Annotated in this window: 26 protein-coding genes; 20 read left to right on the top strand and 6 right to left on the bottom strand. The window is 69.8% G+C overall.

Features of this window, described 5'->3' with window-relative positions:
• The first annotated feature begins 11 nt into the window (after positions 1-11).
• The 15 genes from ACZ6QO_RS30485 (at position 12) to ACZ6QO_RS30415 (ending at position 11,868) form a co-directional block, all read left to right on the top strand.
• A complete protein-coding gene (locus ACZ6QO_RS30485; protein ID WP_465855648.1) occupies positions 12-494 on the top strand; it encodes a phage tail tube protein in 483 nt (160 codons plus the stop codon).
• Positions 495-508: 14 nt separating this feature from the next.
• Positions 509-1,036: a DUF7426 family protein gene (locus tag ACZ6QO_RS30480; protein WP_465855646.1), complete on the top strand. Its 528-nt coding sequence runs from the start codon at positions 509-511 to the stop codon at positions 1,034-1,036.
• A gap of 182 nt (positions 1,037-1,218) precedes the next feature.
• On the top strand, positions 1,219-3,951 hold the full coding sequence (locus tag ACZ6QO_RS30475; RefSeq protein WP_465855644.1) for a phage tail tape measure protein: 2,733 nt from the start codon (positions 1,219-1,221) through the stop codon (positions 3,949-3,951).
• 28 nt (positions 3,952-3,979) lie between these two features.
• Complete coding sequence (locus tag ACZ6QO_RS30470) at positions 3,980-4,231, top strand: hypothetical protein (protein ID WP_465855643.1); 252 nt, start codon at positions 3,980-3,982, stop codon at positions 4,229-4,231.
• Positions 4,228-4,650 carry a hypothetical protein gene (locus ACZ6QO_RS30465; RefSeq protein ID WP_465855642.1) on the top strand — a complete coding sequence of 141 codons (423 nt, stop codon included), beginning with the start codon at positions 4,228-4,230 and terminating at the stop codon, positions 4,648-4,650. The genes ACZ6QO_RS30470 and ACZ6QO_RS30465 overlap by 4 nt, the downstream gene beginning before the upstream one ends.
• Complete coding sequence (locus ACZ6QO_RS30460; protein ID WP_465855641.1) at positions 4,650-5,093, top strand: hypothetical protein; 444 nt, start codon at positions 4,650-4,652, stop codon at positions 5,091-5,093. Before ACZ6QO_RS30465 ends, ACZ6QO_RS30460 begins: the two co-directional genes overlap by 1 nt.
• Before the next feature lie 10 nt (positions 5,094-5,103).
• A complete protein-coding gene (locus tag ACZ6QO_RS30455) occupies positions 5,104-5,607 on the top strand; it encodes a hypothetical protein (RefSeq protein ID WP_465855639.1) in 504 nt (167 codons plus the stop codon).
• A gap of 11 nt (positions 5,608-5,618) precedes the next feature.
• Complete coding sequence (locus ACZ6QO_RS30450; protein ID WP_465855637.1) at positions 5,619-7,385, top strand: hypothetical protein; 1,767 nt, start codon at positions 5,619-5,621, stop codon at positions 7,383-7,385.
• Between the two features lie 24 nt (positions 7,386-7,409).
• A complete protein-coding gene (locus tag ACZ6QO_RS30445; protein ID WP_465855635.1) occupies positions 7,410-9,275 on the top strand; it encodes a hypothetical protein in 1,866 nt (621 codons plus the stop codon).
• Positions 9,272-9,682 (top strand): hypothetical protein, encoded by a 411-nt coding sequence (locus tag ACZ6QO_RS30440; protein ID WP_465855633.1) that lies wholly within the window; start codon positions 9,272-9,274, stop codon positions 9,680-9,682. Before ACZ6QO_RS30445 ends, ACZ6QO_RS30440 begins: the two co-directional genes overlap by 4 nt.
• 99 nt (positions 9,683-9,781) lie before the next feature.
• The gene (locus ACZ6QO_RS30435) at positions 9,782-10,117 is read left to right on the top strand and encodes a hypothetical protein (RefSeq protein ID WP_465855631.1); all 336 of its coding nucleotides are present in this window, start codon (positions 9,782-9,784) and stop codon (positions 10,115-10,117) included.
• Positions 10,098-10,331, top strand: a complete 234-nt coding sequence (locus ACZ6QO_RS30430) for a DUF7620 family protein (RefSeq protein ID WP_465855630.1) — start codon at positions 10,098-10,100, stop codon at positions 10,329-10,331. Before ACZ6QO_RS30435 ends, ACZ6QO_RS30430 begins: the two co-directional genes overlap by 20 nt.
• Entirely contained in the window at positions 10,309-10,620 is a 312-nt protein-coding gene (locus ACZ6QO_RS30425) for a putative phage holin (protein WP_465855628.1), read from the top strand. Before ACZ6QO_RS30430 ends, ACZ6QO_RS30425 begins: the two co-directional genes overlap by 23 nt.
• Positions 10,617-11,420: an N-acetylmuramoyl-L-alanine amidase gene (locus ACZ6QO_RS30420; RefSeq protein WP_465855626.1), complete on the top strand. Its 804-nt coding sequence runs from the start codon at positions 10,617-10,619 to the stop codon at positions 11,418-11,420. Before ACZ6QO_RS30425 ends, ACZ6QO_RS30420 begins: the two co-directional genes overlap by 4 nt.
• Before the next feature lie 178 nt (positions 11,421-11,598).
• A complete protein-coding gene (locus ACZ6QO_RS30415; RefSeq protein ID WP_465855625.1) occupies positions 11,599-11,868 on the top strand; it encodes a hypothetical protein in 270 nt (89 codons plus the stop codon).
• A gap of 97 nt (positions 11,869-11,965) precedes the next feature.
• Here the strand turns inward: ACZ6QO_RS30415 and ACZ6QO_RS30410 are convergent, their stop codons facing one another.
• A complete protein-coding gene (locus ACZ6QO_RS30410) occupies positions 11,966-12,220 on the bottom strand; it encodes a GntR family transcriptional regulator (protein ID WP_465855623.1) in 255 nt (84 codons plus the stop codon).
• A gap of 201 nt (positions 12,221-12,421) precedes the next feature.
• Here ACZ6QO_RS30410 and ACZ6QO_RS30405 point away from each other — a divergent pair, with 201 nt between their 5' ends.
• The 3 genes from ACZ6QO_RS30405 to ACZ6QO_RS30395 all read left to right on the top strand — a co-directional run bounded on the left by ACZ6QO_RS30405 (position 12,422) and on the right by ACZ6QO_RS30395 (position 13,352).
• Positions 12,422-12,667, top strand: coding sequence for a hypothetical protein (locus ACZ6QO_RS30405; protein ID WP_465855622.1), 246 nt, complete (start codon positions 12,422-12,424; stop codon positions 12,665-12,667).
• 133 nt (positions 12,668-12,800) lie between these two features.
• A complete protein-coding gene (locus ACZ6QO_RS30400) occupies positions 12,801-12,950 on the top strand; it encodes a hypothetical protein (RefSeq protein ID WP_465855620.1) in 150 nt (49 codons plus the stop codon).
• Between the two features lie 102 nt (positions 12,951-13,052).
• On the top strand, positions 13,053-13,352 hold the full coding sequence (locus ACZ6QO_RS30395) for a GntR family transcriptional regulator (protein WP_465855618.1): 300 nt from the start codon (positions 13,053-13,055) through the stop codon (positions 13,350-13,352).
• Between the two features lie 493 nt (positions 13,353-13,845).
• Here the strand turns inward: ACZ6QO_RS30395 and ACZ6QO_RS30390 are convergent, their stop codons facing one another.
• On the bottom strand, positions 13,846-14,079 hold the full coding sequence (locus tag ACZ6QO_RS30390; protein ID WP_465855616.1) for an RNA-binding S4 domain-containing protein: 234 nt from the start codon (positions 14,077-14,079) through the stop codon (positions 13,846-13,848).
• A 345-nt stretch (positions 14,080-14,424) separates the two neighbouring features.
• Between ACZ6QO_RS30390 and ACZ6QO_RS30385 the strand changes: the two genes are divergently transcribed.
• Complete coding sequence (locus tag ACZ6QO_RS30385; RefSeq protein ID WP_465855614.1) at positions 14,425-14,994, top strand: sensor histidine kinase; 570 nt, start codon at positions 14,425-14,427, stop codon at positions 14,992-14,994.
• 220 nt (positions 14,995-15,214) lie between these two features.
• Here ACZ6QO_RS30385 and ACZ6QO_RS30380 read toward each other — a convergent pair whose 3' ends face one another.
• The 3 genes from ACZ6QO_RS30380 to ACZ6QO_RS30370 form a co-directional block, all read right to left on the bottom strand.
• A complete protein-coding gene (locus ACZ6QO_RS30380; RefSeq protein ID WP_465855612.1) occupies positions 15,215-15,670 on the bottom strand; it encodes a MaoC family dehydratase in 456 nt (151 codons plus the stop codon).
• 9 nt (positions 15,671-15,679) lie between these two features.
• Complete coding sequence (locus ACZ6QO_RS30375; RefSeq protein ID WP_465855610.1) at positions 15,680-16,144, bottom strand: TIGR03668 family PPOX class F420-dependent oxidoreductase; 465 nt, start codon at positions 16,142-16,144, stop codon at positions 15,680-15,682.
• 602 nt (positions 16,145-16,746) lie between these two features.
• The gene (locus ACZ6QO_RS30370; RefSeq protein WP_465855608.1) at positions 16,747-19,761 is read right to left on the bottom strand and encodes a S8 family serine peptidase; all 3,015 of its coding nucleotides are present in this window, start codon (positions 19,759-19,761) and stop codon (positions 16,747-16,749) included.
• Between the two features lie 214 nt (positions 19,762-19,975).
• On the opposite strand from ACZ6QO_RS30370, the gene ACZ6QO_RS30365 reads away from it, so the two are divergent.
• Positions 19,976-20,974, top strand: coding sequence for a helix-turn-helix domain-containing protein (locus tag ACZ6QO_RS30365; protein WP_465855607.1), 999 nt, complete (start codon positions 19,976-19,978; stop codon positions 20,972-20,974).
• A 96-nt stretch (positions 20,975-21,070) separates the two neighbouring features.
• Here the strand turns inward: ACZ6QO_RS30365 and ACZ6QO_RS30360 are convergent, their stop codons facing one another.
• Positions 21,071-22,090: a DUF418 domain-containing protein gene (locus ACZ6QO_RS30360; protein WP_465855605.1), complete on the bottom strand. Its 1,020-nt coding sequence runs from the start codon at positions 22,088-22,090 to the stop codon at positions 21,071-21,073.
• Positions 22,091-22,134: the final 44 nt, after the last annotated feature.

The raw sequence follows: 22,134 nt of genomic DNA, 5'->3' as shown, positions 1-22,134 counted from the left end.
GGAGATACCGCATGGCAACGCGTTCGCTTCTGGCCAAGGACTGGGCCCTGGAGGTCAACACCGGGACCAGCGGGTCGCCGACGTGGACCCCCGTCAAGGGCATGACGTCGATGAAGGAAACCATCACCAGCACCGCCCAGGACGACTCCGACTTCGACAACGACGGCTGGGCCTCCACCCAGGTCACCCAGCGCGCCTGGTCGCTGGTGTGCACCGGCAAGCGCAAGCGTGACACCTCCAGCGACGTCACCTTCATCCCCGACCCCGGCCAGCAGGCCATCCTCGACGCCGGCAACCTCGTCGGCATCGGGAGCAACGTCGAGATCCGCTACTTCAGGAAGGACGGCAGCCCGGACGCGTGGCAAGGCCTCGTCACCGTCGACTACGGCGGCGGCGGCGGCGCGACGGTCGACCTGGAGCCGTTCGATTTCACCCTCGGCGGTCAGGGCGCCCGCACTCAGCTCGCCCCCTACCCCGACCTCACCGCCGCGTAGGAGACCGTCCCGCCATGCCCAGGTTCGCCCCCGTCGCCGAGTTCCTCGGCGAACCCCTCATACTCCCCATCGGCGGCAAGGACTACAGGATCCCGGCCGTAGACGCCAAGTTCGGGCTACGGCTCACCGCCCGCTTCACCCAGGTCGAGAAGAGTGAGGAGCCCGACGAGGAGCCCGACGAGGAGCTCGACGACATCAGCGAGATCGAGCTTTACCGCAAGGTGCTCGGCCCCGCCTATGACGAGATGCTCGCCGACGGCGTCCTGCTCGACGTCGTTAAGGTCGCAGGGCGGACGGGCGTGATCTGGGTCGTCTACGGCGAGAAGGCCGCCCAGGCGTTCTGGGAGGCGGGAGGCGACCCAAAACGCTCACAGGCGGCCTCGGAGACGAGCTCGACGGAGAGCAGCGAGAGCCAGGGGACCCCGGCGGCGGCCCGATCGACCCGGAAACCGGCCTCCGCGAGTGGTACAACGCGGAGCCGGAAGAAACCGCCGCCGCCGGCCCGCAGTGGCCAGACCTCCTCGACCGCTGGCACCTCGTAGAGCTCGACCTGCACGAGCACTACCGCATCGACCTGGAAGAGCCCGGCCTCCTGAAGGCCCGGTCCTGGCGGTGGCTCCGCCTCCGGGTGATCTCCCTCCTCTCCCTCCGTTCCCGGCTCGCCTACTCCCTGAAGGCCGCCGCGGCGGCCGCTGAACGCCCCGAGGTCGACGAGGAGTAGCACATGGCCCTCAAGGTCGGCGAACTCGTCGCGTTCGCCAGCGTCGACGACAAGGGCGTCACCAGCGGCGTCCAGGCCGTGCAGCAGTCCATGCAGCGCATGCAGTCCGACACCACTCGCGCGACGTCGTCGATGGAGCAGATCGTCTCCTCCGGCTTCGCCAAGGTCGCCGCCTCCATCGCCGACGGCATGGACCCCCAAGACGCCCTGGGCGACCTGGACCGGCTGTTGTCCGGCTTCCAGGACGGCATGGGCGAGATGGAGTCCGACGCCCGCACCGGCGGCCAGGGCGTCAGCGACGCACTCGGCACCTCCCTGCGCGAGCTGGCCGACGAGGCGGCGCGCGCCGGAGCGCAGGCCGGCGACGAGCTGATCGACGAGCTTCGCCGCACCCTCGACGACGCCGAGCGGGTGGCCCGGGAGGCGGGCGAGAACGCCGGCGAGGGCCTCGGCGACGGCGTCGAGGACACCGGCAAGTCCCGGATGCCCGACATCGGCGGCACGCTCATGTCCACCCTGAAGGGGCTCGGCTGGGCGGCCGCGGGCGCCGCGATCGGCGCGGCACTCATGGAAGGCCTGGAGTCGGCGATGGACGCCGAGTCTGCCGTCCACAAGCTTCAAGCCCAGGTCGGCGCGTTCGGTAAGGACGCCGAGAAGCTCGGCCGGGTCGCAGGCGCCGTCTACGCCGACGCCTACGGCGAGTCCATGGAGGACGTCACCGACGCGGTGGCCGCCGTCATCCAGCAGCTCGACGGCATGAACAAGGCCGGCGAAGAGAGCCTGACGGGCATCACTGAGCGCGCCCTCGATGTCTCTACGATCATGGACGAGGACGTGTCCGCCGTCGTCCGCGCCGTTTCCCAACTCCTGCGCACCGGCCTGGCCAAAAGCGCTGACGAGGCTTTCGACGTCATCGTCCGTGGCACCCAACTCGGTGTCGATAAATCCGAAGACCTGCTCGACACTTTCAACGAATACGCCACACAGTTCCGCGACCTCGGGCTGAACGCGCAGGACGCGCTTGGCCTGATGCGGCAAGGGCTTCAGGGCGGCGCCCGCGACTCCGACACTGCCGCGGACGCCCTGAAAGAGCTGAATATCCGCGTCCAGGATCTGACGGCGAAGTCCGCACTGAAGGAACTGGGCCTCGATGCCGGAGCGATGGCGAAAGCCTTCGCCGAAGGCGGGCCGGTAGCCCGTGAAGCGCTCGACACCATCCTCGACAAGCTGCGCGGAGTCGAGGACAAAACAGTCCGTTACGCCCTTGCTCAGGAACTCCTCGGCACCAAGTCCGAGGACATGTCCAAGGCGCTGCTCGCCATGGACCCGACAACGGCCGTGGAGTCTCTCGGCAAGGTCGAGGGGGCGGCGGCGAAGGCCGGCGACGCCCTCAACGACACAGCCTCCAACAAGATCGAGGCGTTCAAACGCAGTCTTGCCCAGAACGTCACCGAGTTCATCGGCAATGAGGTGCTCCCCGCCCTGGAGGAACTCTGGGCGGGCTTCCAGGCGGGCGACCTTGACGAGGACCTCGAAGAACTCGGCTCCAAGATCGGCGAGACGTTCGGTGGCATCGTCGACAAGGTCAAGGACTGGGCCGCCGACAACCAGGACACCCTCGAAGGCCTGAAGGAGAAGTACGACGAGACCTTCGGCGCGATCGCCGACGCGGTCGGTGAGGCCGTCGAGCTGATCTCGGCCATCTGGGACGAGTGGGGCGACGAGATCATGGACACGGCGTCCACCACCTTGGACGTCGTGCTCGGCTTCGTGTCCGGATTCTTCGAGACGATCGGCGGCATTTTCAAGACCGCGAAGTCGATCCTGACCGGCGACTGGGAAGGCGTCTGGGACGGGATTAAGCAAATCGTCTCCGGAGCGACAAAGGGAATTCGCAATATCATCGATTCCGCTTTGACGGAGATCCTGAAGAATTGGGGTCTCGACTGGGGCAAAATGAAAGACGCGGCCTCGAAAAAGTGGGACGAAATAGAGGCGTTCGTCAAGGGAATCCCGAAGCAACTGAAGGCGATCTGGGACAACGCCGGAACGCTGCTCGTCGGCGCCGGAAAGGCCATCCTTCAAGGACTGATCGACGGCATCAAGTCCAAGGTCAAGGAGCTGGGCGATTCCCTTGCGGATATCACCCAGTTCATTCAGGACCACAAAGGCCCCATCGAACGTGACCGTGAGCTCCTCGTCCCCGCCGGCCACGCCCTCATGGACGGCCTCATGAAGGGCATGCAGGAACGGCTCCCGGTCCTGGAAGCCGAGCTGGGCCAGATCTCCGCCACCCTGAAGAAGAAAGCCATCAAGGCGATGGGCGGCGGCGAGTCCGCGACCCTGTTCGGCGTCGACGCCGCCGACGGGGAGATCGCCCGCCTCCTCGGCGGCGCGAAATTCGGGCTGGACGTCAACGCGATCGCCCCTGAGGTCGCGCCGGATCCGCAGCGGCAGACGAAGAAGAAGGCGCCCACCTCGCGGGACAAGGCGGGCGACGACTACGGCACCCTCTCCGACACCCTCGACGACGGTTACGGGACGCTCAGCGACACCATGGGCGGCAAGCCGAAGAAGAAGGATGACGGCGCCGGGTACGTCGACCCGGGCTCGTACAACCCGGCCGGCGGCCGGCCGTCGGTCACGGTCAACATGCCGGGCGCGGTCATCCGCGAGGAAGCCGACGCCCACCGGCTCGGCAACGAGTTCGGCTTCAAGTACCTCGCTACCCCCTGACCCCACCTGCGACGAAAGGCGGTTCCGCATGCCCGGGAACGACGGCGAACTGCCGTTCGCCGAGAAGATCAGAACCCTCCAGTTCGCCACCGGCCGATCCCGGCCCGTCCGCCGGGAGGGCCTCGACGAGAGCGGCCGGCGGCGGCGCGAGGTGACCGAGCGCACCGACTCCGGCGCCATCACGGTGACCACCAACCGCAGCGACGGCAAGGGCGACCACCAGGACGTCACGATCCACGCCCCACTCATCACCGGCGTCGGCAAGGCGGTGCCCGCATGACGACCGCACGGACCCGCTCCATCGCAGCCCGCCGCGAGGCCGACATGCTCGACGCGTGCGCGGACCTCCAGGAGGAGCTCACCGAGGCCAAGCAGGCGTACGAGGAGAACCCCACCGAGAAGACCCTCGCAGCGCGCCGCGCCGCGATGGCGCGGATGCACGAGTTCCGCGCCTTCGTCCGCACCGTCGCCCGGGTGCGCGAGCTGCGCGGCCACCTCGCCACCGGCAAGGTCGACGGTCGCGAGCTGACCGCCGATGAGCGCCGGTACGTCGAGGCCGAGCTGGCGCGCCTAGAGCCCACCTACGGCGTGTTCGCCGACGGCCAGGGCGCGCCCGCCCCGGCCCGCGGGGGCGACGCGCAGGTGCAGGCGAAGACGATCCGCGGCCAGGGCCGCACCAAGTCCATCGGAGGTGCCTGATGGCGTGGTCCGCGTCCGGCCTGTTCGTGGCCACCCACATCGACCAGTGGGACGCGAGCAACCTCGGCATCGACCTCACCGCCGAAACCCACAAGGCCGCGTTCTGGGGGTCCAGCGTCACCCCCAACTTCGACACGGACACCGCCTACGGGTCGTCTCCGTGGAACTCCGGCGAGTCGTCCGGCGCGAACTACCCGACGGCCGGTCCGCTGCTCACCGGCACCACGCTGGCCGCGGTCTCTGGGTCGATGCGCTGGGACGCCGACAACATCCAGATCGACAACTCGACGTTCGAGGCCGAAGGCCTGATCATCTACGCGGACGCGGTGTCCGATCGCCTCATCTCGGCGACGTGGTTCGGCGTGGTGAAGGAGACCCAGGACGGAACTTTCCTGGTGACCTGGCACGCGAACGGCATCGCCAACCTCGACCTGACACCGTGAGGGGGCGACCATGGCAACCGTCCGTCTGAGTCTCGTCCCCGAGGAGGCGCAATTCCTCAGCAGCGCCTTCCCCGCGTACGACAGGGTCAACGGCACGAACTTCCCGGTCACCCGCCTGCTGTACGACGCGAGCGCCACCGAGACGGCGTACTTCCGCTTCGAGGCTGTCAACTACGGCAGCGGCAACATCACGTGCGAACTAATCTGGTACGCGACCAACGCCACGACAGGCGTGGTCCGCTGGGAGGTCGCCCTCGCCGCGATCACCCCGGAATCCGACAGCCAGGACGCCGAGACGAAGGCCTTCGCCACCGCGCTCACCGTGGATGACACCCACCTCGGTACGACGTCCAAGCGCTTGCACAAGGCCACCGTCACCGTCAGCAACCTCGACTCCATCGCGGCCGGGGACGAGTGCTGGCTGAAGGTGTCGCGCCTCGGCGGCCACGCCAACGACACCATGACCAACGATGCCGCGTTGGTCGAGGTCCGGCTCTCCTACTCCGACAGCTGAGGCGGTGAGCTGTGGCGGTCAGGTTCTCAGGCGACGGGCAGGCGTACACGCGCACCATCAGCCTCGGCGCGCAGACCACCTTCAGCGTCGCCTGCTGGGTCAGACTCGCCGTCGACCGCAACGACGTCGCGACCGCGTGGGCGCTCGACAACGACTCCTTCGACAGCGATGCCCTCCTGCAAACCTCGTTCGACGGCACCACGATGCAGTACGTCGAACAGGGCGAGGTTCTCACTTCCCGGGCGTTGACCGTCGGCACCTGGTACTTCTTCGGCGTCGCCGTCAACGGTGCCAACGGCGTCATGGTCAGCCGCGCCGCTACCGACACCAGCTTCACCGTGGCGACGTGGAGCACTTCGACCACCATCGAGCACGACGTATTCCGCCTCGGCGACAGCGAGTACGACAGCCAGTGGCTCAACGGCTCCATCTCCGCACTCCGCCGTTGGACCGCGGCTCTCAGCCAGGCCGAGCTGGAAGCCGAGGCGTGGTCGCACATGCCGCGGCGGACCTCCGGCCTGGCCGGGTGGTACCCGCTCATCAAGACGGAGACGACCGACTACTCCGGCGGCGGCAAGACGCTGTCGGGCGGCTCCGGGGCGGCCACCGACGACGACCCCGGCATCTCCTGGCGTCCCGGCCGGCCCAAGCGGCTCACGCCGCTGTCCATCCCAGCCGAGGCCACACCCGACCCCATCGCCGCCGCTTGGTCCATGCCCGCCCCGGGCGTGTCCACCGGCGTGGGCACCGCCCCGGCGCCCATCGCCGCCCCCTGGTCGGTGCCGACACCTGACGTCTACACGGGCGACCCGGTCACTCCTGTCGACGCCGGCCTGATCTCCGCCCCCTGGTCCATGCCCAGCCCGACGGTCGCAGCTTTCAAGAACGTCGACGTCTCGGCGCCGCTGATCGCCGCCCCCTGGTCCGTGCCCGCCCCCACGGTGTCGGTCCCCATCAACGCCGGCGACGACCTCGACGCGCCGGGCCAGCTCAGCTTCAACGGCTTCAAGCTCGGCGCGGGCACCCCCTACCCGTTCGTGCAGCTGGACGGCGCGGCCGTCGACCTGCCCGCCCTCGACAACGGCAACGTCCCCCACCCGACCGCCGACGGCGCCATCTCCGGCAAGAAGTTGCCGCAAGCCCGCATCATCACCCTGACCACCAGGATCAAGGCGCGGCCGGAGGAGATGGAACAGGCGGCGCTGGACTTCCTCAACGGCCTGCCCGCAGCCGAGGCCGACGAGGAGCTGCCGCTCGCGATCCGCGTCATGGACACCATCTACATCGGCCGGGGCGCGGTGATCCGCCGTGCCGCGCCGATCGAACGCCGGTTCCGCGTCGGCCGCGTCGAAGCGGTCGTCCAGTGGGAGCTGTCGGACCCTCGCCTGTACTCGCGGACCCTGCACTCGGCGACCATCCCCGACGGGATGGCAGTGGACGTGTACAACGCGGGCAACCGCAAAACCCGGCCGCTGGTGCGCGTCCCCGGCCCGGCGAACGGGCCGACACTCACCTCCGAGCAGATCCTCGGCGACGGCCGCTCCGTCCTGCGGGTCGTCGAGTTCGACCTGGAGGTAGGCGACGACGAAACCCTGATCATCGACCCCGAGCACAACACGGCGACGATCGGCGGGGTCTCCAAGGTGCGGTACCTGACCGGCGCGTCGGTGGCCGTCGGCTCGTGGGTCCTCGGCCGCGGTACCACGACCATCGAGTACCTCACTCAGGAGGGCGGCGCGCCATCGGCAACGGTGCTGTGGCGCGACGCGTGGATCTGATCTGGACCGGTAGGAGGTGCGCGCGTGCCCGCTGACGTCCGCGACATCTCGGTCGCCATCTCCGACGGGCCCGGAACGATCGCCCGTCCCGACGACGCCGTCGCCGGCGACACGCTGCTGCTGTTCGCCTCGACCTGGGTGAATCCCATCAGCCGGCTCGGCCCGCCGTCCGGCGGCTGGGGGACGCCGATCGCCGAGGTGACCGGCGTCGACAACGGCGGCGCACGAGTGTGGAAGAAGACGCTCACCAGCAGCGACCCGGCCACCTACTCCGTTCCAGCGCCCGAGGATTTCGCCGACTGCACCTTCGCGATCCTCGCCGTCAAGAGCGCCGACATCAGCGCCGTCCAGGTCGCCGTCACCTCACAGCCCGGGGTCAGCGTCATCAGCGCCCCGTCCACGCCCGGCATCACCCCTGACACGGCGTCCAGCCTGGAGATCCGGTACGTGTCCGGGGTGCCGAGTGACACCGCCCTGGACGTCACGCTCGGCGCCCCGGCCGGGTACCAGCTCCAAGCAGCGCAGCATGCCGGGATCTTTGTGGCCTCGGCACTGGCCACGCGGACCCTGGTGTCTTCGTCGCCGGTGGGCGAGGCCGCGTTCTCGACCGGCGCCGGTCGGCTGCGCAACTACGTCGGCTTCACCCTCATCGTCGGCTCGAAGACCGGCACGCCGGGCGGCGGCCCACCGCCAACACCGCCGACGTTCCCGGCGTTCACCCCGACCGTCGGCGACGCCGAGATCCGCTACACCGTGCACGACTACCTGACCGGACAGTACCGCGGCGACCTGCCCACCGTTCGGCAGGTCAGGTTCGGCCGGCGTATCGGCCAGGACACCCCGTGGTCAGGGTTCGTGCCTCTGCCGTCCCGGTATGAGGCCGACCAGCTCGCCGAGATCATCCCCCGGGATCGCGCGGAGCTCACCTCCGGTGTCGGCCGGCTCGTCGTGCATTCCTGGCGTGGCGGCGAGCTGTGGGGCATGCACTGGCTCACCGACCACGCCCCCGCCCGCACCGAACGCAGCGTCGGCGTCCGCCTCCAGGGCACCACCCTGGACGGCCATTGGCAGCGCATCTACCCGACCACCCCGCCCGACTTCGACGGCGACCTGCTGGACGTGTTCCGCGCCGTCATCGCCGACATGCAGACCACCGGATCGAACCTCGGCCTGGTCTGCACCCCGGGGACGGCGGGCGTGTCCCGGCCGCTGATCGCCGACGACACCGGCACCCCGTACGGGCAGCTGCTCCAGACCTACGCCAAGGCCGGCGGTGGCCTGGAGTACGTCGTCAACCCGACTGTCGCCGACGGGGCAATCCAGCGCCTGGTGAGACTCGGCGCGCCGAGAATCTCCAACACCGACGCCGAGCACGTGTTCACTGAGGGCGACGACGGCGGCGACATCGTCGCCTGGAGCATTGAAACATCGGCGCTGCGCGGCGGCACCCGGATCGGCGTCGTCGGCGGAACCCCACCCGCGGACGACGTGACCTCCAGTAGCGAACCCGTCCGGTCGACCCTCATCACCACCGAGCACGTCGCCGCCGGCTACCCGATTTACGATCTGCGCATCAACCACCCGGGGGCCTCGACGGACGCCCAGGTCGTGCAGGACTACGCGGACTACGCCGCGGCCCGCGCCGGCGGCGCCCCGTCGACGTTCAGCGTGACCGTCCTACTCGGAGCCGAGTCGACGTTCACCCCGAACTCGTGCGGCGACTGGGCCAGGTTCATCCTCGACAACCCGTGGTTCCCGCCCACCGACGAGGGCGGCGCGTCGTTCAACCTCCGGCAGCGGATCATCGGCTGGGAGCTGGCACCCGCGGAACGCGGGTCGGGCGGCAAGGACCGGCTCACCCTCACCACCGACCAGGAGGCGCTGACGTGACACTCAACCAGTTCCCGGCCGATCAGACCGAGATCCTGCGCAACATGCAGCGGCAGATCGACGCCCTGGCCGCCGAGGTGAAGAGGGTCACGGGTGTGCCGGTCACCCAAGCCTCGACGGCGTTCTTCATCCCGCTGACCGGCAGTCCGGGCACGCCGTCGGGCGGTGCCGTCCTCCAGTTCGACGGCTCCGTCATCCGCGTGCACACCCCGGTCGGCTCGTATTCGACGCTCCCGGAAGTCCCGGTCGCCGCGCACGTAGACGCCGCCGGGGCCATCACCTCCGGCAACGCTCCAGGCTCCTACAGCTCATCGTGGGCCCAGCAGATCTACGAGGGCCTGGTCGACGTCAAGAACGTTCTCAACGCCATCCGCACAGCGCTCATCAACGCCGGCCTGATGTCCTGACCCCCGTTCGTGCCCGCCTGTGTCCATTCGCTGGTGCAACGTCGGCATGGGGATACCGGACGCGGGCGGGCGCCACCACCACTACCCCGAAGGAGACGTGTGGACCCGAGCACGATCCCATGGCTTCCCGGCGCCGGCGCCGGAGCCATCGTCGGCCTCGCGGTCATGCTCGTCTTCCGAGGCTTCATGGTCCCCCGGTGGACCGTCGATAAGTGGCTGGCCATCCTTGAGGAACGCCTCAAGGACAAGGATGCGCTCGCCGTCGAGTACAAGACGGCATGGCAGACCGAGATGGCGGCCCGCACCGTGCAGAGCGAGCAGCTCGGCGAGTTGATGGAGTACGCGCGCACCACCGACCAGGCGATCCGGGCCCTGCGCGCCGCAGGCACCGGGGAGCGGGGAGAGGGGTCGCGCGGTGATCCGGTGGCGCCGTAAACCAAAGCCCGACCCCCACTCGTCACAGGAGCTCGCCGAGGCCCGCAGGGCCCGCCAGGCCAGCGAACAGGGACTGGCCGAGGAACGTGGCCGCTGGCCGGAAATCCACCGCCTCAGCGAGGCGCACAGGCAGCATCGCGACGCCAACCATTTCCGGGAGTTGTTCGAGCGGGCTGTGAGGGGAGACCACGGTGACCACCCAGCTCGCGGGTAGCGTCCTCATCGTCATCACGGCGTTCCTCGCCACCGCGTCCCCGGTCGTCTACGGCATCTTCCACCGCTGGTGGCAGCACCCGTTCGGCCGGCACCTGTTCTCTTACATGGCCGTCGTCGCCGTTCCCCTGGACCTGTGGGCGCTGCGGCTCATCACCGGCGACTCGCAATGGTTCGTCATCGTCCGCCTGGTCGCGTTCGCGCTGCTGCCGTGGGTCCTGGCGTGGCGGCTGCTCATCATCATCCGCGCCGTCATCGCTGAACGGCGCGACCGGAAGGAGGGGCCGTGAAGTACATCGAGGCCCGCAAGCACGGCGGCGGCCAAAGCGGGGTAGGCCGGATCGTCATCCACGGCACCGTGTCCCCGTGCGTACGCGGCGGCGCCCAGGCCGTCGGACGGTACTTCCAGACCGCGGGCGCCGGCGGCAGCGCCCACTACGTCGTCGACCCCGGCGAGGTGGTCGCCTGCCTCCGCGAGAACGTGGTCGCCTACCACGCGCCGCCGAACACCGGCAGCATCGGCGTCGAGCTGTGCGACCCGCAGAAGGGCGCGTCGTCGCGCTGGGAGGACGACGACCACCAGGAGATGCTGCGTCTCGCCGCGGGGCTCGTGCGGCGCGTGGCGGCCCGCTGGGACGTGCCGTTGCGCCGCCTGACGGTCGCCGAGGTGCGCGCTGGGAAGCGGGGCATCTGCGGCCACGTGGATGTGTCCCGCGCCTTCGGCCAGACCGACCACACCGACCCCGGGAGCGCCTTCCCGTGGGACGACTTCATGGCCATGGTGCGCGGCGAGGAGACGACCCCGGCGTCCGCGCCGGCCAGCTGGACGGAGGAAATGGTGAAGGACCTGCCCACGCTCGGCCTCGGCGACGACAACTTCAACGTGAAGACGGTCCGGGCCAACCTGTTCGCCCGCGGCCGCGTCCCGGCGTCGGCGTACGGCGCGCCGGAGAACCTGAAGGGATGGCTCGAATCCACGCGGTTCGACACGCAGCTCGTCGAGCTGGTGAAGGCCCACCAGGCGGCGAAGAAGCTCGACGTCGACGGCGTCGTCGGCCCGAAGACGTGGCCGACGCTCGTCGCCCCGTGACGGATCCGTCATCGCCCAAATTCCCGGTTTGACCTGCAAGAACTCATCCGTCATCGCTTCCCTGGTGACGGATGACAGATTTCCCCTGTTTATCGCCTTACGCGCGCGCACGCGAAGCGCTCATACCGAGCTCGGCGTCACATGCGTCATGCGTCATCCCCCACCCTGAGGAGTCCTCATGCTCGCGTCCATCCTCCGCACCGTCGTCCCGGTCATCGCCGGCGTGCTTCTCGCCCAGGCCGCGAAGATCGGTTTCAGCCTGCCCGAGGGCGCGGTCACCGAGATCGTCACCGTCGTCGTGACCGGCGTCTACTACACCCTCGCCCGCGTGGTCGAGAAGTACCAGCCGGCCATCGGCTCGTTCCTGCTGTCGCTCGGCCTCACCAGTAAGAAGCCGGTGTACACCAGCGCCCGCAACGTGAGCTCGTTCGAGGCGCGCCGGGTCTAGCCTGAAGGCCAGCACCAGGATCCACGCGTACGAGACCGAGACGCCCCCCGTCCGTCCTCTTCGGAGGCCGGCGGGGGGCGTTTTCGTCATGCCCGGCTCAGTCCTCGGCCGGCCAGGACTCCTTCGCGACGACGAACGTGCCGCGGCCCATCACGGTGGTCACCCATCCCTGCTGGCCGAGCAGGCGGATCGCCGCCCTGATCGTGTTCCGGGAGACGTCGAACTCCTCGCCGAGGGCCGCCTCGGACGGGATGGCGCGCAGCGGGGAGTAGACGCCGGTCGTGATCCGCTCGGTGATGACGGCCGCGATCTGCCGGTAGATCGGTTCGGGCCCGAGCAGGTCGATGCTCACAGCTCGACCCTAGGTGACCTGGGACGATGCTCACCGGGTAGGTACAGGTGGTGACAGGTAGGTACAGGCGATGTACCCTGCCCCTCATGGAGAGTCACAAGACTGTCACTCAGTGTGGAGTGTAGGTGGCGTGACGTGGCGGGCCCGCCGGGTGTGCTACCACCGCGACGGGCCCTTGATCGCACAGCGGAGGTGCGACCCGTGAGCGAGTTTAGGCCCCCCACCCTGGACGAGACGGCGACCGGCTGGAGGATCTTCCGGTCCGACCGCGGCCGCTACTGGGCGACCCGCGAGCAGCCGTTCGACCAGCAGGCCGAGGACGCCGGAACGTGGCGCACCGTCGACGGCGACGACCTGCCGGGCGTGTGCATGCGCATCGCCGCCCAGGAGGCGCTGTCGAAGATGGCGCCGCACATCCTCAGAGCGGCCGCCGATGGCCAGGGGTGACCGCCCGCCCCCCTCGACTCCGGACCCGGCGGACGCAGGCGAGGGACCGCCGGGCCCGGCCATCACGTGGAAGCCGTCCCGCAAGTACCGGTGGGGGCAGGTCGGCTGGGTTGGCGGCGCCAAGGTGTGCTGGGTGGCCCCTGTCGGTCCAGGCTGGGAAGCGGGCGTCCTACTCGTGGTCGACCATCGCTTTCCGATCGCGCGGAAGAACGACGTCTCCGAGGCCCAGGAGTGGTGCGTCAAGACCGTCCGGCAGTGGTTCGCCCTGCTGGAGGCGAAGTGACGCGGTGGTGCGTGTGATGCCGCACCACCGCGCCGTGGCGAGCTTCATCCCCACGCCGGTCCACCCCTAACCACCCCGGTCCACCCCGGTCCACTCCGGTCCATGGACGTCCATGGACCGGCATGGACGCGCACGGACGCCTACCATCGCGCCATGGTGGAGTGGGGCGAGCGTCCAGGCGTGCCGCCGTATGTACAGGTCGCCGACCTGATCGCCAAGGGCATCGAGGCCGGCGAGTACCCGGCCGGCTACCTCCTCTCTGAGCGGGCGATTGTGGAGGAGTACGGCATTGCCCGCGGCACGGCGCGTAAGACCGTCGCCGAGCTGCGCAGGCGCGGCCTCGTCTGGACGGTGCCGTCCATGGGCACCTACGTCGGCCGGCCCGAGAACGCCCCGGAATGAGAAAAGGCCCCCACATGGGAGGCCTCGTTTAAGCGTCTGATTCCTGGCGTACGTCGCTAAATGCATTCCTGGTCAAACGGAAGGTCGGACGTCGCTTATGGCGATATATTCCGTAGTCAGATGCTCTATCCATTGAGCTACGGCCGCCTGCTTGCCTCGATAAGCATAGCGGGTCTTCAGGGGTGTGCCGAACCGATATCGGGAGGAGTTCGGGGTGGGTCGTGGCGGAGGTGGTCGGAGGGGCGGGTCGGCGGAGGGAGCGGGGCGGGCGCCGGGCGGGGGTGCCGTCGCGTAGCTCGGGTGATCGCCAGTTGCTGGTGGCGATCAGGCAGGTACTTCGGTGGCGGGGCCTACGGGGACGCTCGACCGGGCGGTGGCCGGGCCGGCGCTCGGGGACGTTCGACCGGCGGTGGTGGGGTCGGCGCTCGGGGATGTTTGCCGACCGGGGTGACCGCCGCAGCGCGGCGCAGTACGGGCGATCAGGTGGAGAGGGCTAGGGGGCGGACTCGACGTGGATTTCGAAGTTGTCGCCGCTGACCACCTGGCCTGGGCGGATCTTGGCTCGTTTGCGGAGCTCTACCTGGCCGTCCACCATGACCTCGCCGTCGACGATGAGCAGACCGGCCACCCCGCCGGTCTCGGCGATGTCGCAGACCTTCAGCAGATCGCATAGCGGGATGAACTCGCTTTGCAGTTGGAAGGTGCCCTCCCGGAAATTCGCGTCCACGTCCATCAGCATAGGCACCGCCGTCAGGGACCGGGACATCGGCGATCGTGTGCGTGTGCGACCTGGTGGTCGTGGAGCGAGGCGGCCGAGCGGGAGGAACAGGGTCCTTGCTGGCAACGCGGCGTGGCGCGGGCAGGTCAAGGGGTGGTGGGTGAGTCAGGTCGGGATGGTGGGGCGGGGCGGCGAGGGGGGGTGGTGTGGGGAAGGGAGTGCGAAAGGTCTTTAAATCGGACGATACATCTGCAAAGTTTCGCGTTCGTGGGCGTGGCGCGATCCGGGGGCGGCAATGAACCATCTCGATCACACGAGGTGGCTCGCAAGGGTCAGGACCCGCGGATTGAAGGCATGAACCAGCAGCCAGGGTTGTTCGGCACAGGTTACTCGGCGCAGGTCGCCGTTGCCATCGTGCTGACCTGCCTCGGCGCCGTGGTCATCGTCGCGGCGCTGCTCAGGCGGCGGCGCCACAAGGCGGTGGTCGCGCGGGCGCACTCACAGCACGTCGCCGAGTTGACCCGTACGTTGCTCCGCACGCAGTACGACTATCCGCGCCCCAGTCTGGCCGACCTGGTGCAGTCATGCCGTAAGTGCGGTCTGACCATACGTCTTCACGTAGCCGGATCACCGCAGATGCTGCCCGATCCCGTCGATCTCGCCGGTATGCGGATCATCCAGGAAGCGATGACGAACGCCCTAAAACACGGAACGGCGCATGCCACCGTGGTCTTGGCCTACGACCCTGGGCTGCTGACCGTGACCGTGGACAGTCCGATGAACGGCAAACCGCCGGCCTCTCGGGGAGCCCACCTAGGGTTGGAGACCATGCGGCGACGCGCGGAGAAGATCGGCGGCTGGGTGACGGCCGGGCCGTACCAGGACGGCTGGCGAGTACACGCCGAACTCCCATTCCGGTGTTGAAGGTTGACGTCTTGTATCTCCTTGGCGCCTCGGACTTCTTTCGTTGTAGCGGTGGCGTTTGCGTCTTGTCGTTGGACTTCGCTGTGTGGGGCGTGCCGGCTACTGGTCGGGGCGGGGGTCTTGGGTTACACGGTGACGCGAGTGTGGGCGGGTGGCGACGCCCAGCGCGAGCGGGCCCCTACCGGGCGGAGCGGCGCGGTGAGCGGGGCGAAGGGGCGGGTTACTCGGGGATGTAGAGGGAGAGGGATTCGGCGACGCAGGCGGGTCGCCGTTCGCCTTCCACCTCGATCGTGACGCGGAGGCTGGAGAGGGTACCGGACGGGGTGCCCTTGACGTCCAGCAGTTCGGCCCCGGCCCGGATGCGCGCGCCCACGGGCACCGGCGCGGGGAAGCGGACCTTGTTCAGCCCGTAGTTGATGCCCATCTTCAGCCCTTCGACCCGGAACAGTCGCGTCATGAAGGATGGGAGCAGGGCCAGACTGAGGTATCCGTGGGCGATCGTGCCGCCGAACGGCCCTTTCTCGGCCCGTTCCGCGTCGACGTGGATCCATTGGTGGTCGTCGGTCGCGTCCGCGAACAGGTTGACCTGCTCCTGGGTGACCTCTCGCCACTCGGTGTATCCCAGGTGCTCACCGGTGGCGGCCTTCAGTTCGTCGAGTCCGGCGAAGATCCGCATATCAGAATCTTATTCGGTTGCTTCGGGTACGGCCAGGGAGGACCAGAAGGAGTAACGCGTCACCTCGATCAAGATGACCGGCCCCTCGGGCGGCCGATCACGATATTGGGGATATTTCTGGACAAGTGGAGCGACGAGTCCGGGAACGCGCTCGTCCCCCCGCTCCACGACGGTCGCGAAGCCGTCCGCCCGGACCCACCACAAAGTCGTCCAGTCCTCGTCGTAGTGGTCCACCAGGACGCACACGTTCGGGTTGACCTGGATGTTCCGCAGACGGCGCAGCCGCGTTCCCGACTTCGGCTTGTGGTCGACGGCGGTGACGACGCGCTCGCCGTCGAGGGCGAACGTCACCGGCACGAGGTGCGGACGGCCGTCGTCGCCGACGGTCGCCAGCCGCGCCACCCGGGCGCCCGCCATCCTGCCGCGAGCCCGTTCGACGCCCGGCCCGCCGGCACCGATCTCACCCGTGCCCACCCGCGTATCCAAGCACGCCCGGCGCGCCCGGACGGGGACCGACACCGCCGGCGGCATGGTTCATCGCCATCGCGTTCAGTTCGTCCGTCACCCGCGCGCGCCGGCCCGCCTGGCCGGCGACGGGCCGCGAGGCCGCCGCCGGGTCAGAGTCTCGACCGCGGCGGGTACACGTGGTCGCCGGGGTGGTCGACGGGCAGGACGCAACGCCGGCCGGACTCTGTGGTCGCACATCGTTCGGCCTCGTCCCGCCGGGGTAGCGGGGGCGACGCGAGGGGGAGCGCATCCATGGGCTCTGCCTGTTCTCCAGGGCGCACCTGGACCGTCACGGCCCCGTGAGGGACTACTGAACCGTCATCGATGCTCTCACGTAGCCGTACGCGACTTCCATACCCGAGTGGACCCCTCATGATCCACCGCGCCGCCGACCGTCCGCCGACCGTCCGCCGACCGTCCGCCGACCGTCCGCCGACCGTCCGGCGGGCGTCCGGCGGGCGTCCGGCCCGGCTCGCACGTGCGGAAGGCCTCTCCCCTGGAACCATCGACCAGGGGAGAGGCCTTCCGCCGGCGGGTGCGGGCTCAGAGACGCGACCCCGCGGCCGCTGTCAGTTGACGGTCACCACGGTGCCCGCGCCGTTCGGGTACTCGACGTACCCGGTGTGGCGGGCGCCGCCGGTCAGGCCGGACCACGAGACCGTGACGTCCAGCGGCGTGCCCGGCGTCACCGAGGAGTGGGCCGGGGACACCGTCAGCTCGCCCACGCCGCCCTTGGCGGTGACGAAGTTGGCCTGGAGGCCGAACGTCGTCGTCGTGGTCCCCGGCAGTTCGCCGAACGTGACCACCGCCAGCACGTAGGTGCCCGCCTTCGGCTGCGGCACGCTCAGCGTGGCGTCGTTCGCGTACGCCGAGACGCCGATCAACTCGGAGCGGAGGCCGAGTTCGGTGCCGCCGTCCGGCTGGTAGAACAGCGCCGTGATGAGTGAGGCGTCGGGGTCGTCGGGCCGCACGGTGAGCTGCATGGCCTTGGTGTCCGGCGCCACCGTGATCTTGTAGTCCTGCTCCGCGTCGTTCACCGTGGACGCCACCGAGCCGGCGATCGGCGCCGCGGCGGCGAACCCGTGTCCCTTGATCGGGAACTTCCGCACGCCCGGGGTGACCGCGAAGGTGGCCGTCCCGGAGTCGCCGCTGCCGTTGACCGTGGCGGGGGCCACCGCGGCGTACGGGGTGACCGCGATCGGGCTGCGCACGGTCGTGCCGGCGCCGGTCCAGGTGAGCGAGCCGATCTCGGTCTGCCCGGACGCGCCGGACTTCAGGGCGAAGGTGACCGTGAACTCCTTGGTCTGCCCGGCCTTGTCGAACTTCAGCGTGTGCGGGCTGATCTTGGTGGTGATCCCGGGGACGTCGACCTTGCCGTGGTACACGCCCGGGGTCACCGCGGTGACCTTGCGGGTGACGGTCTTCTCGCCGAGGAGCCGGCCGATCGCGATGGACGGGTAGTTGAGCTGGCTGGTCTGGACGGCGGCCGCTCCGGTGCCGGTGTCGACGCCGCGGCCTTCGAGGTAGCCGAGCCAGTCCTGCTCGCCCGAGTCGTACACCAGGCCGGGGTCGAACATCTTGGACGGGTTCACCTCGCCGGAGCCCTGCGCGAAGACGTCGGTGCTCGTCCCGCCGGCGGCGGTCTTGATCTCGCCGGCGGTGGTCATCATGGCCGACTTGACGGCCATCGGCGACATCGTCGGGTACTTGCCGAGGTAAAGCGCGGCCAGGCCGGCGATGTGCGGCGCGGCCATCGAGGTGCCCGAGTAGAAGTCGAAGTCGTGCCCGCTGTTGGTCGGCGGCGCCACGGCGGCGAGGATGGACATGCCGGGCGCGGCGATGTCCGGCTTGATCAGGTCGCCGTCGTTCATCAGCGACGGTCCGCGCGAGGAGAAGCCGGCGATCTGCGGGTACGGGATGGGCGCGCCGCCGGGGACGAGGGTGGCCTGCGCTCCCTCGGTGCCCGCGTACGTCCGCACCGTCGTCGCGTCAGGGGTGTTCAGGTGCACGGTCGGCGCCGTGTGCAGGTCGCCGTCCGTGTCCTGGTCGTAGGTGTTGACCAGCACCATGCCGGCGCCGCCGGCCCGCACGACCTCGGCGGACTTCTCGACCCGCGGGTTGACGCCCCGGTCGCACACGATGATCTTCCCCGCGGCCTTCGCCGGGTCCAGGCTGCCGGGGTAGCACAGCGTCGCGTCGCTGGTCGTGGCGGAGGCGTTCTTCACCGCGACGGCCTGCACCAGCGGTTTCGGGCCCACCGTCGCGGTGACCGTGGTGCTGACGCCGGTGTAGCTCTTGCCGTCGCCGAGCACGACGCCGGCGCTGTACGGGGCGACGCTGCTCGCGGCCACCGTGGTCTGCCACGGCGCGGTGTTGTCCAGCGAGCTCGCGTCGGGCCCGCTGTTGCCGCCCGCCGCGGAGACGAAGATGCCGGCCGCGGCCGCGTTGAGGAAGGCGAGCTGGATCGGGTCGGTGGCGTCGGACTCGAACATGCCGCCCACCGAGTAGTTGATCACATCCACGCCGTCGGCCACGGCCTGGTCGACGGCCGCGACGAGGTCCTGCTCCATGCCGCCGGTCGTCTGCGCCGTCTTGCCCTGGTACAGGGCCTTATAGACCGCGATCGCGGCGCCCGGGGCCACCCCGGAGACCTTGCCGAAGTCGATGCCGCCCGCCTTGGCCTCGACGTCGGCGTTCCCCGCGGCCGTGGACGCGGTGTGGGTGCCGTGGCCCTGGCCGTCACGTGGCGAGAGGTAGTCGGCGCGCAGCTCCGGCGGGACGACGCTCGCCCAGCCGTCGCTGAAGGAGCGTGCGCTGATGAGCTTGCGGTTGCACAGGTCGGCGGTGAACCCCTCGCCGATCTGGCAGGCGCCGGTGAACGTGCCGCCGTCCGCTTTGTGCATCACGGTGGTGGTGCCCTGCAGATACGGCCGGTGGGGGTCGTCCGCGCCGGGCGGGGTGGCGTCCAGGGCCGGCGCGGCGAACGAGGCGCTCTCGGGCCAGACGCCGGTGTCGATGACGCCGATGACGATGCCCTTGCCCGCCTTGGCGGTGCCGCCCAGGGCCGACCACAGGCCGCCCGGGCCGGACAGCTTGAGGAAGTCGGTGGAGTCGCGGTCGTCGGCCGGCTTGTGGAGCCTGTTGGGGACGACGGACACGACGCCGGGCGTGGTCATCAGCTTGAGCGCCTGCGCGCCGGTCAGGTCCGCCACGAAGGTGTTGGCGGCGACGGCGAAGTGCCGCAGGACCTTGGCGCCCACGGTGGCGGCGACCGCGTCGTGCCGGCCGGCGAGGTGGGCGCGGTAGCGCTTGGCGTCCGCCGAGTCGACGTCGACCTTCTTGCCCTTCGTGGGCTTGGTGCGGGCGATGCCGTCGACGCCGCCCTCGTAGGTGGCGAGGGGCTTGTCCGCCAGGGTCACGAGGTAGCGGCCGCCGGCCACCTGCGAGGCGACGGCCGAGGGTACGGGGGTCGGTGATGGGGGGTTGGCGGACGCCGTCGCCGGCGTGGGCACCGTCGCCACCGCGAGCGCGAGGGCCGTGAGGGCCAGCGCACCGTAGGCGGCGGGGGTTCTGCGTGACGTCAAGGTCACCTTGGTTTCTCCGGGGGGCGAGAGGGCCGTGTGGGGGTCACCGCGCGCCGTCGCAGGGATGTGACGTGAGGAGTGGGAGCGACGCCGATGGCGGCAGAGGTAGTGAACGTCGCGCGACGAATGGTTGTCCAGATACCCTTGTGACCAGTTTCGCCAATGTGGCGAAACACGCCAGATGTGTATAGAACGACCACATGGGAGCACGCCCGTGTTGGACGCATTGGGGATCAAGGAGTTCGAGGAACGCGTCTACCGCGCGCTCCTCGACCACGGCGACCAAGGAGTGGCCGAGATCGCCGTCTCGCTCGGCGCCGGAGCATCCCGCGTGCGGCACGCCATGACGCGGCTCACCACCCTCGGACTGGCCCGCCGGGTCGCGGCCGGTCGCTACCAGCCGGTCGGACCGCGCACCGCGCTGCCAGTGCTGGTGAACCGGCGCCGGCTGGAGATCGAGTCGGCCTTCAGCCGGGTGCAGGACGTGGTGGAGGACCTCGCCCACGTGTACCAGGCGGGCCGGCTTCGCACCGATCCCGGCAGGCTGGTCGAGGTGCTGTCGGGCCGCGCGACCGTCAACCAGCGGGTGGACGAGCTGACCCGGTCCATCGGCACCCACATGTGGGTGCTGGACAAACCGCCCTACCTAGAATGGGCGAACGGCGAGCCGGAGACCAACGAGACGGAGATGGCGAGCACCCGGGCGATGATCTCGCGCGGGGTCGACGTCCGCTCGGTGTACTGCCCGGAGTCCATGGACCGGCCGGGCCGGTTCGACACCGTGCTCAGGCTGGCCGCCATCGGCGAGCAGGCGCGGCTGCTGCCGAGCCTGCCGTTCAAACTGCGCATCATGGACCGGCGGATCGCGCTCGTCCCGCTGGTCGGCGGCATCTACGACAGCCTGGCCGTCGTACACCCGTCGGGTCTGCTGGACGCCCTCATCGAGCTCTTCGAGGCGTACTGGGAACGGGCCGTGCCGATCACCGCCGGACGCGCGGCCCCCGAGGCCGCGCGGGACGCCGGCGAGCCCAGCGAGGAGGACCTGCTCCTGCTGCAGATGCTCAAGGCGGGCCTGAAGGACCAGGCCATCGCCCGGCAACTCGGGGTCAGCGCGCGGACCGCCACCCGCAGGATCGCGACGATCATGGCGACGCTCGGCGCGGAGACCCGCTTCCAGGCCGGCGTCGAAGCCGCCGCCCGCGGCTGGCTCTGACCACACACGCCCGCGCCGCGTTCACCGCAGGACAACCCCCGCCGGGGTCGCCGCACGACGCCCTGCGCCGGGATCGCCGTACGACGCCCTCGGGAGTCACGCGGCGGCGCGGCGCAAGGGCGGGCGGTGGGCCCAGGTGGCCCAGCGCCACAGCCATTCCAGCGGTCCTTGCCGGTACCGGCGCAGCCAGAGCGCCGAGAACACCCACTGGACGGCGAGGATGACGCCCGCGAGCAGGAAGACGGCCGTCCAGGACGAGGTGAGCGGCAGGCCGAGGAGGCGGCCGGCGACCAGGACCAGGACCGTCGCGGTCAGGTAGTTCGTCAGCGCCATCCGGCCCAGCGGCTCGAAGACCGCCCGCAGCACCGGACGGAGCGGCGTCCTGAGCAGGACGAGCAAGCCGCACACGTAGACCCCCGCGACCAGCAACCCCGGCACGGCCAGCGAGAGGGCGAGCCCCAGGCCCCCGAGGCCGCCCGTCCCCGACCGGGCCTGCCACCACAGGGCGGGCGCGGCGCCCGCCGCGAAGACCAGGCCCAGCACGGCCGGACCTCGTGCCGACCGCTCCATGCGGTCGATCACCCCGTACCGGGTGAGCGCGGAGCCCAGCAGGAACAGCCCGGGGACGAGCATGGTGCCGCCGCCGTACATGATCACCGCCGCCGCGGCGAACACGGCGGCGAGGCCGGCCACGGCCCGGCGCGGCAGCCAGGTCGAGGGCAGCAGCACCACCAGTCCGACGACGGCGTAGATGGTCAGGATGTCGCCCCGCCACAGCAGCATGTGCGCCAGGCCGAACGCCAGCAGTACGCAGAGCCGGCGCAGCAGGATCAGCCGCGGGCGTGCGGCGCGGCCCGTGGCCGACTCCAGCAGCAGGGAGAACCCGACGCCGAACAGCAGGGAGAAGATCGGGAAGAAGCGCTGCTCGACGAACAGCCCCATCCACGGGTTCTCCAGGGCCGCCGACGAACCCCGCACGACCGCTCCGGCGTTGGCGATCGGCTGGATGTTCGCCAGCAGGATCCCGCACAACGCGAACCCGCGTAACACGTCCAGGGCGGCCATCCGCGGGCGGCTCGGCGCGGCCGCCCGGGTTTGATGATCTTCAGTTCGCATGGGGTCAAGCCTTCAGGCCGGCCCCTTGACCCAGCATGAGCCGA

It is taken from the genome of Sphaerisporangium sp. NPDC049457, assembly GCF_055586705.1.
This window is presented reverse-complemented; position numbering and strand designations above follow the sequence as displayed.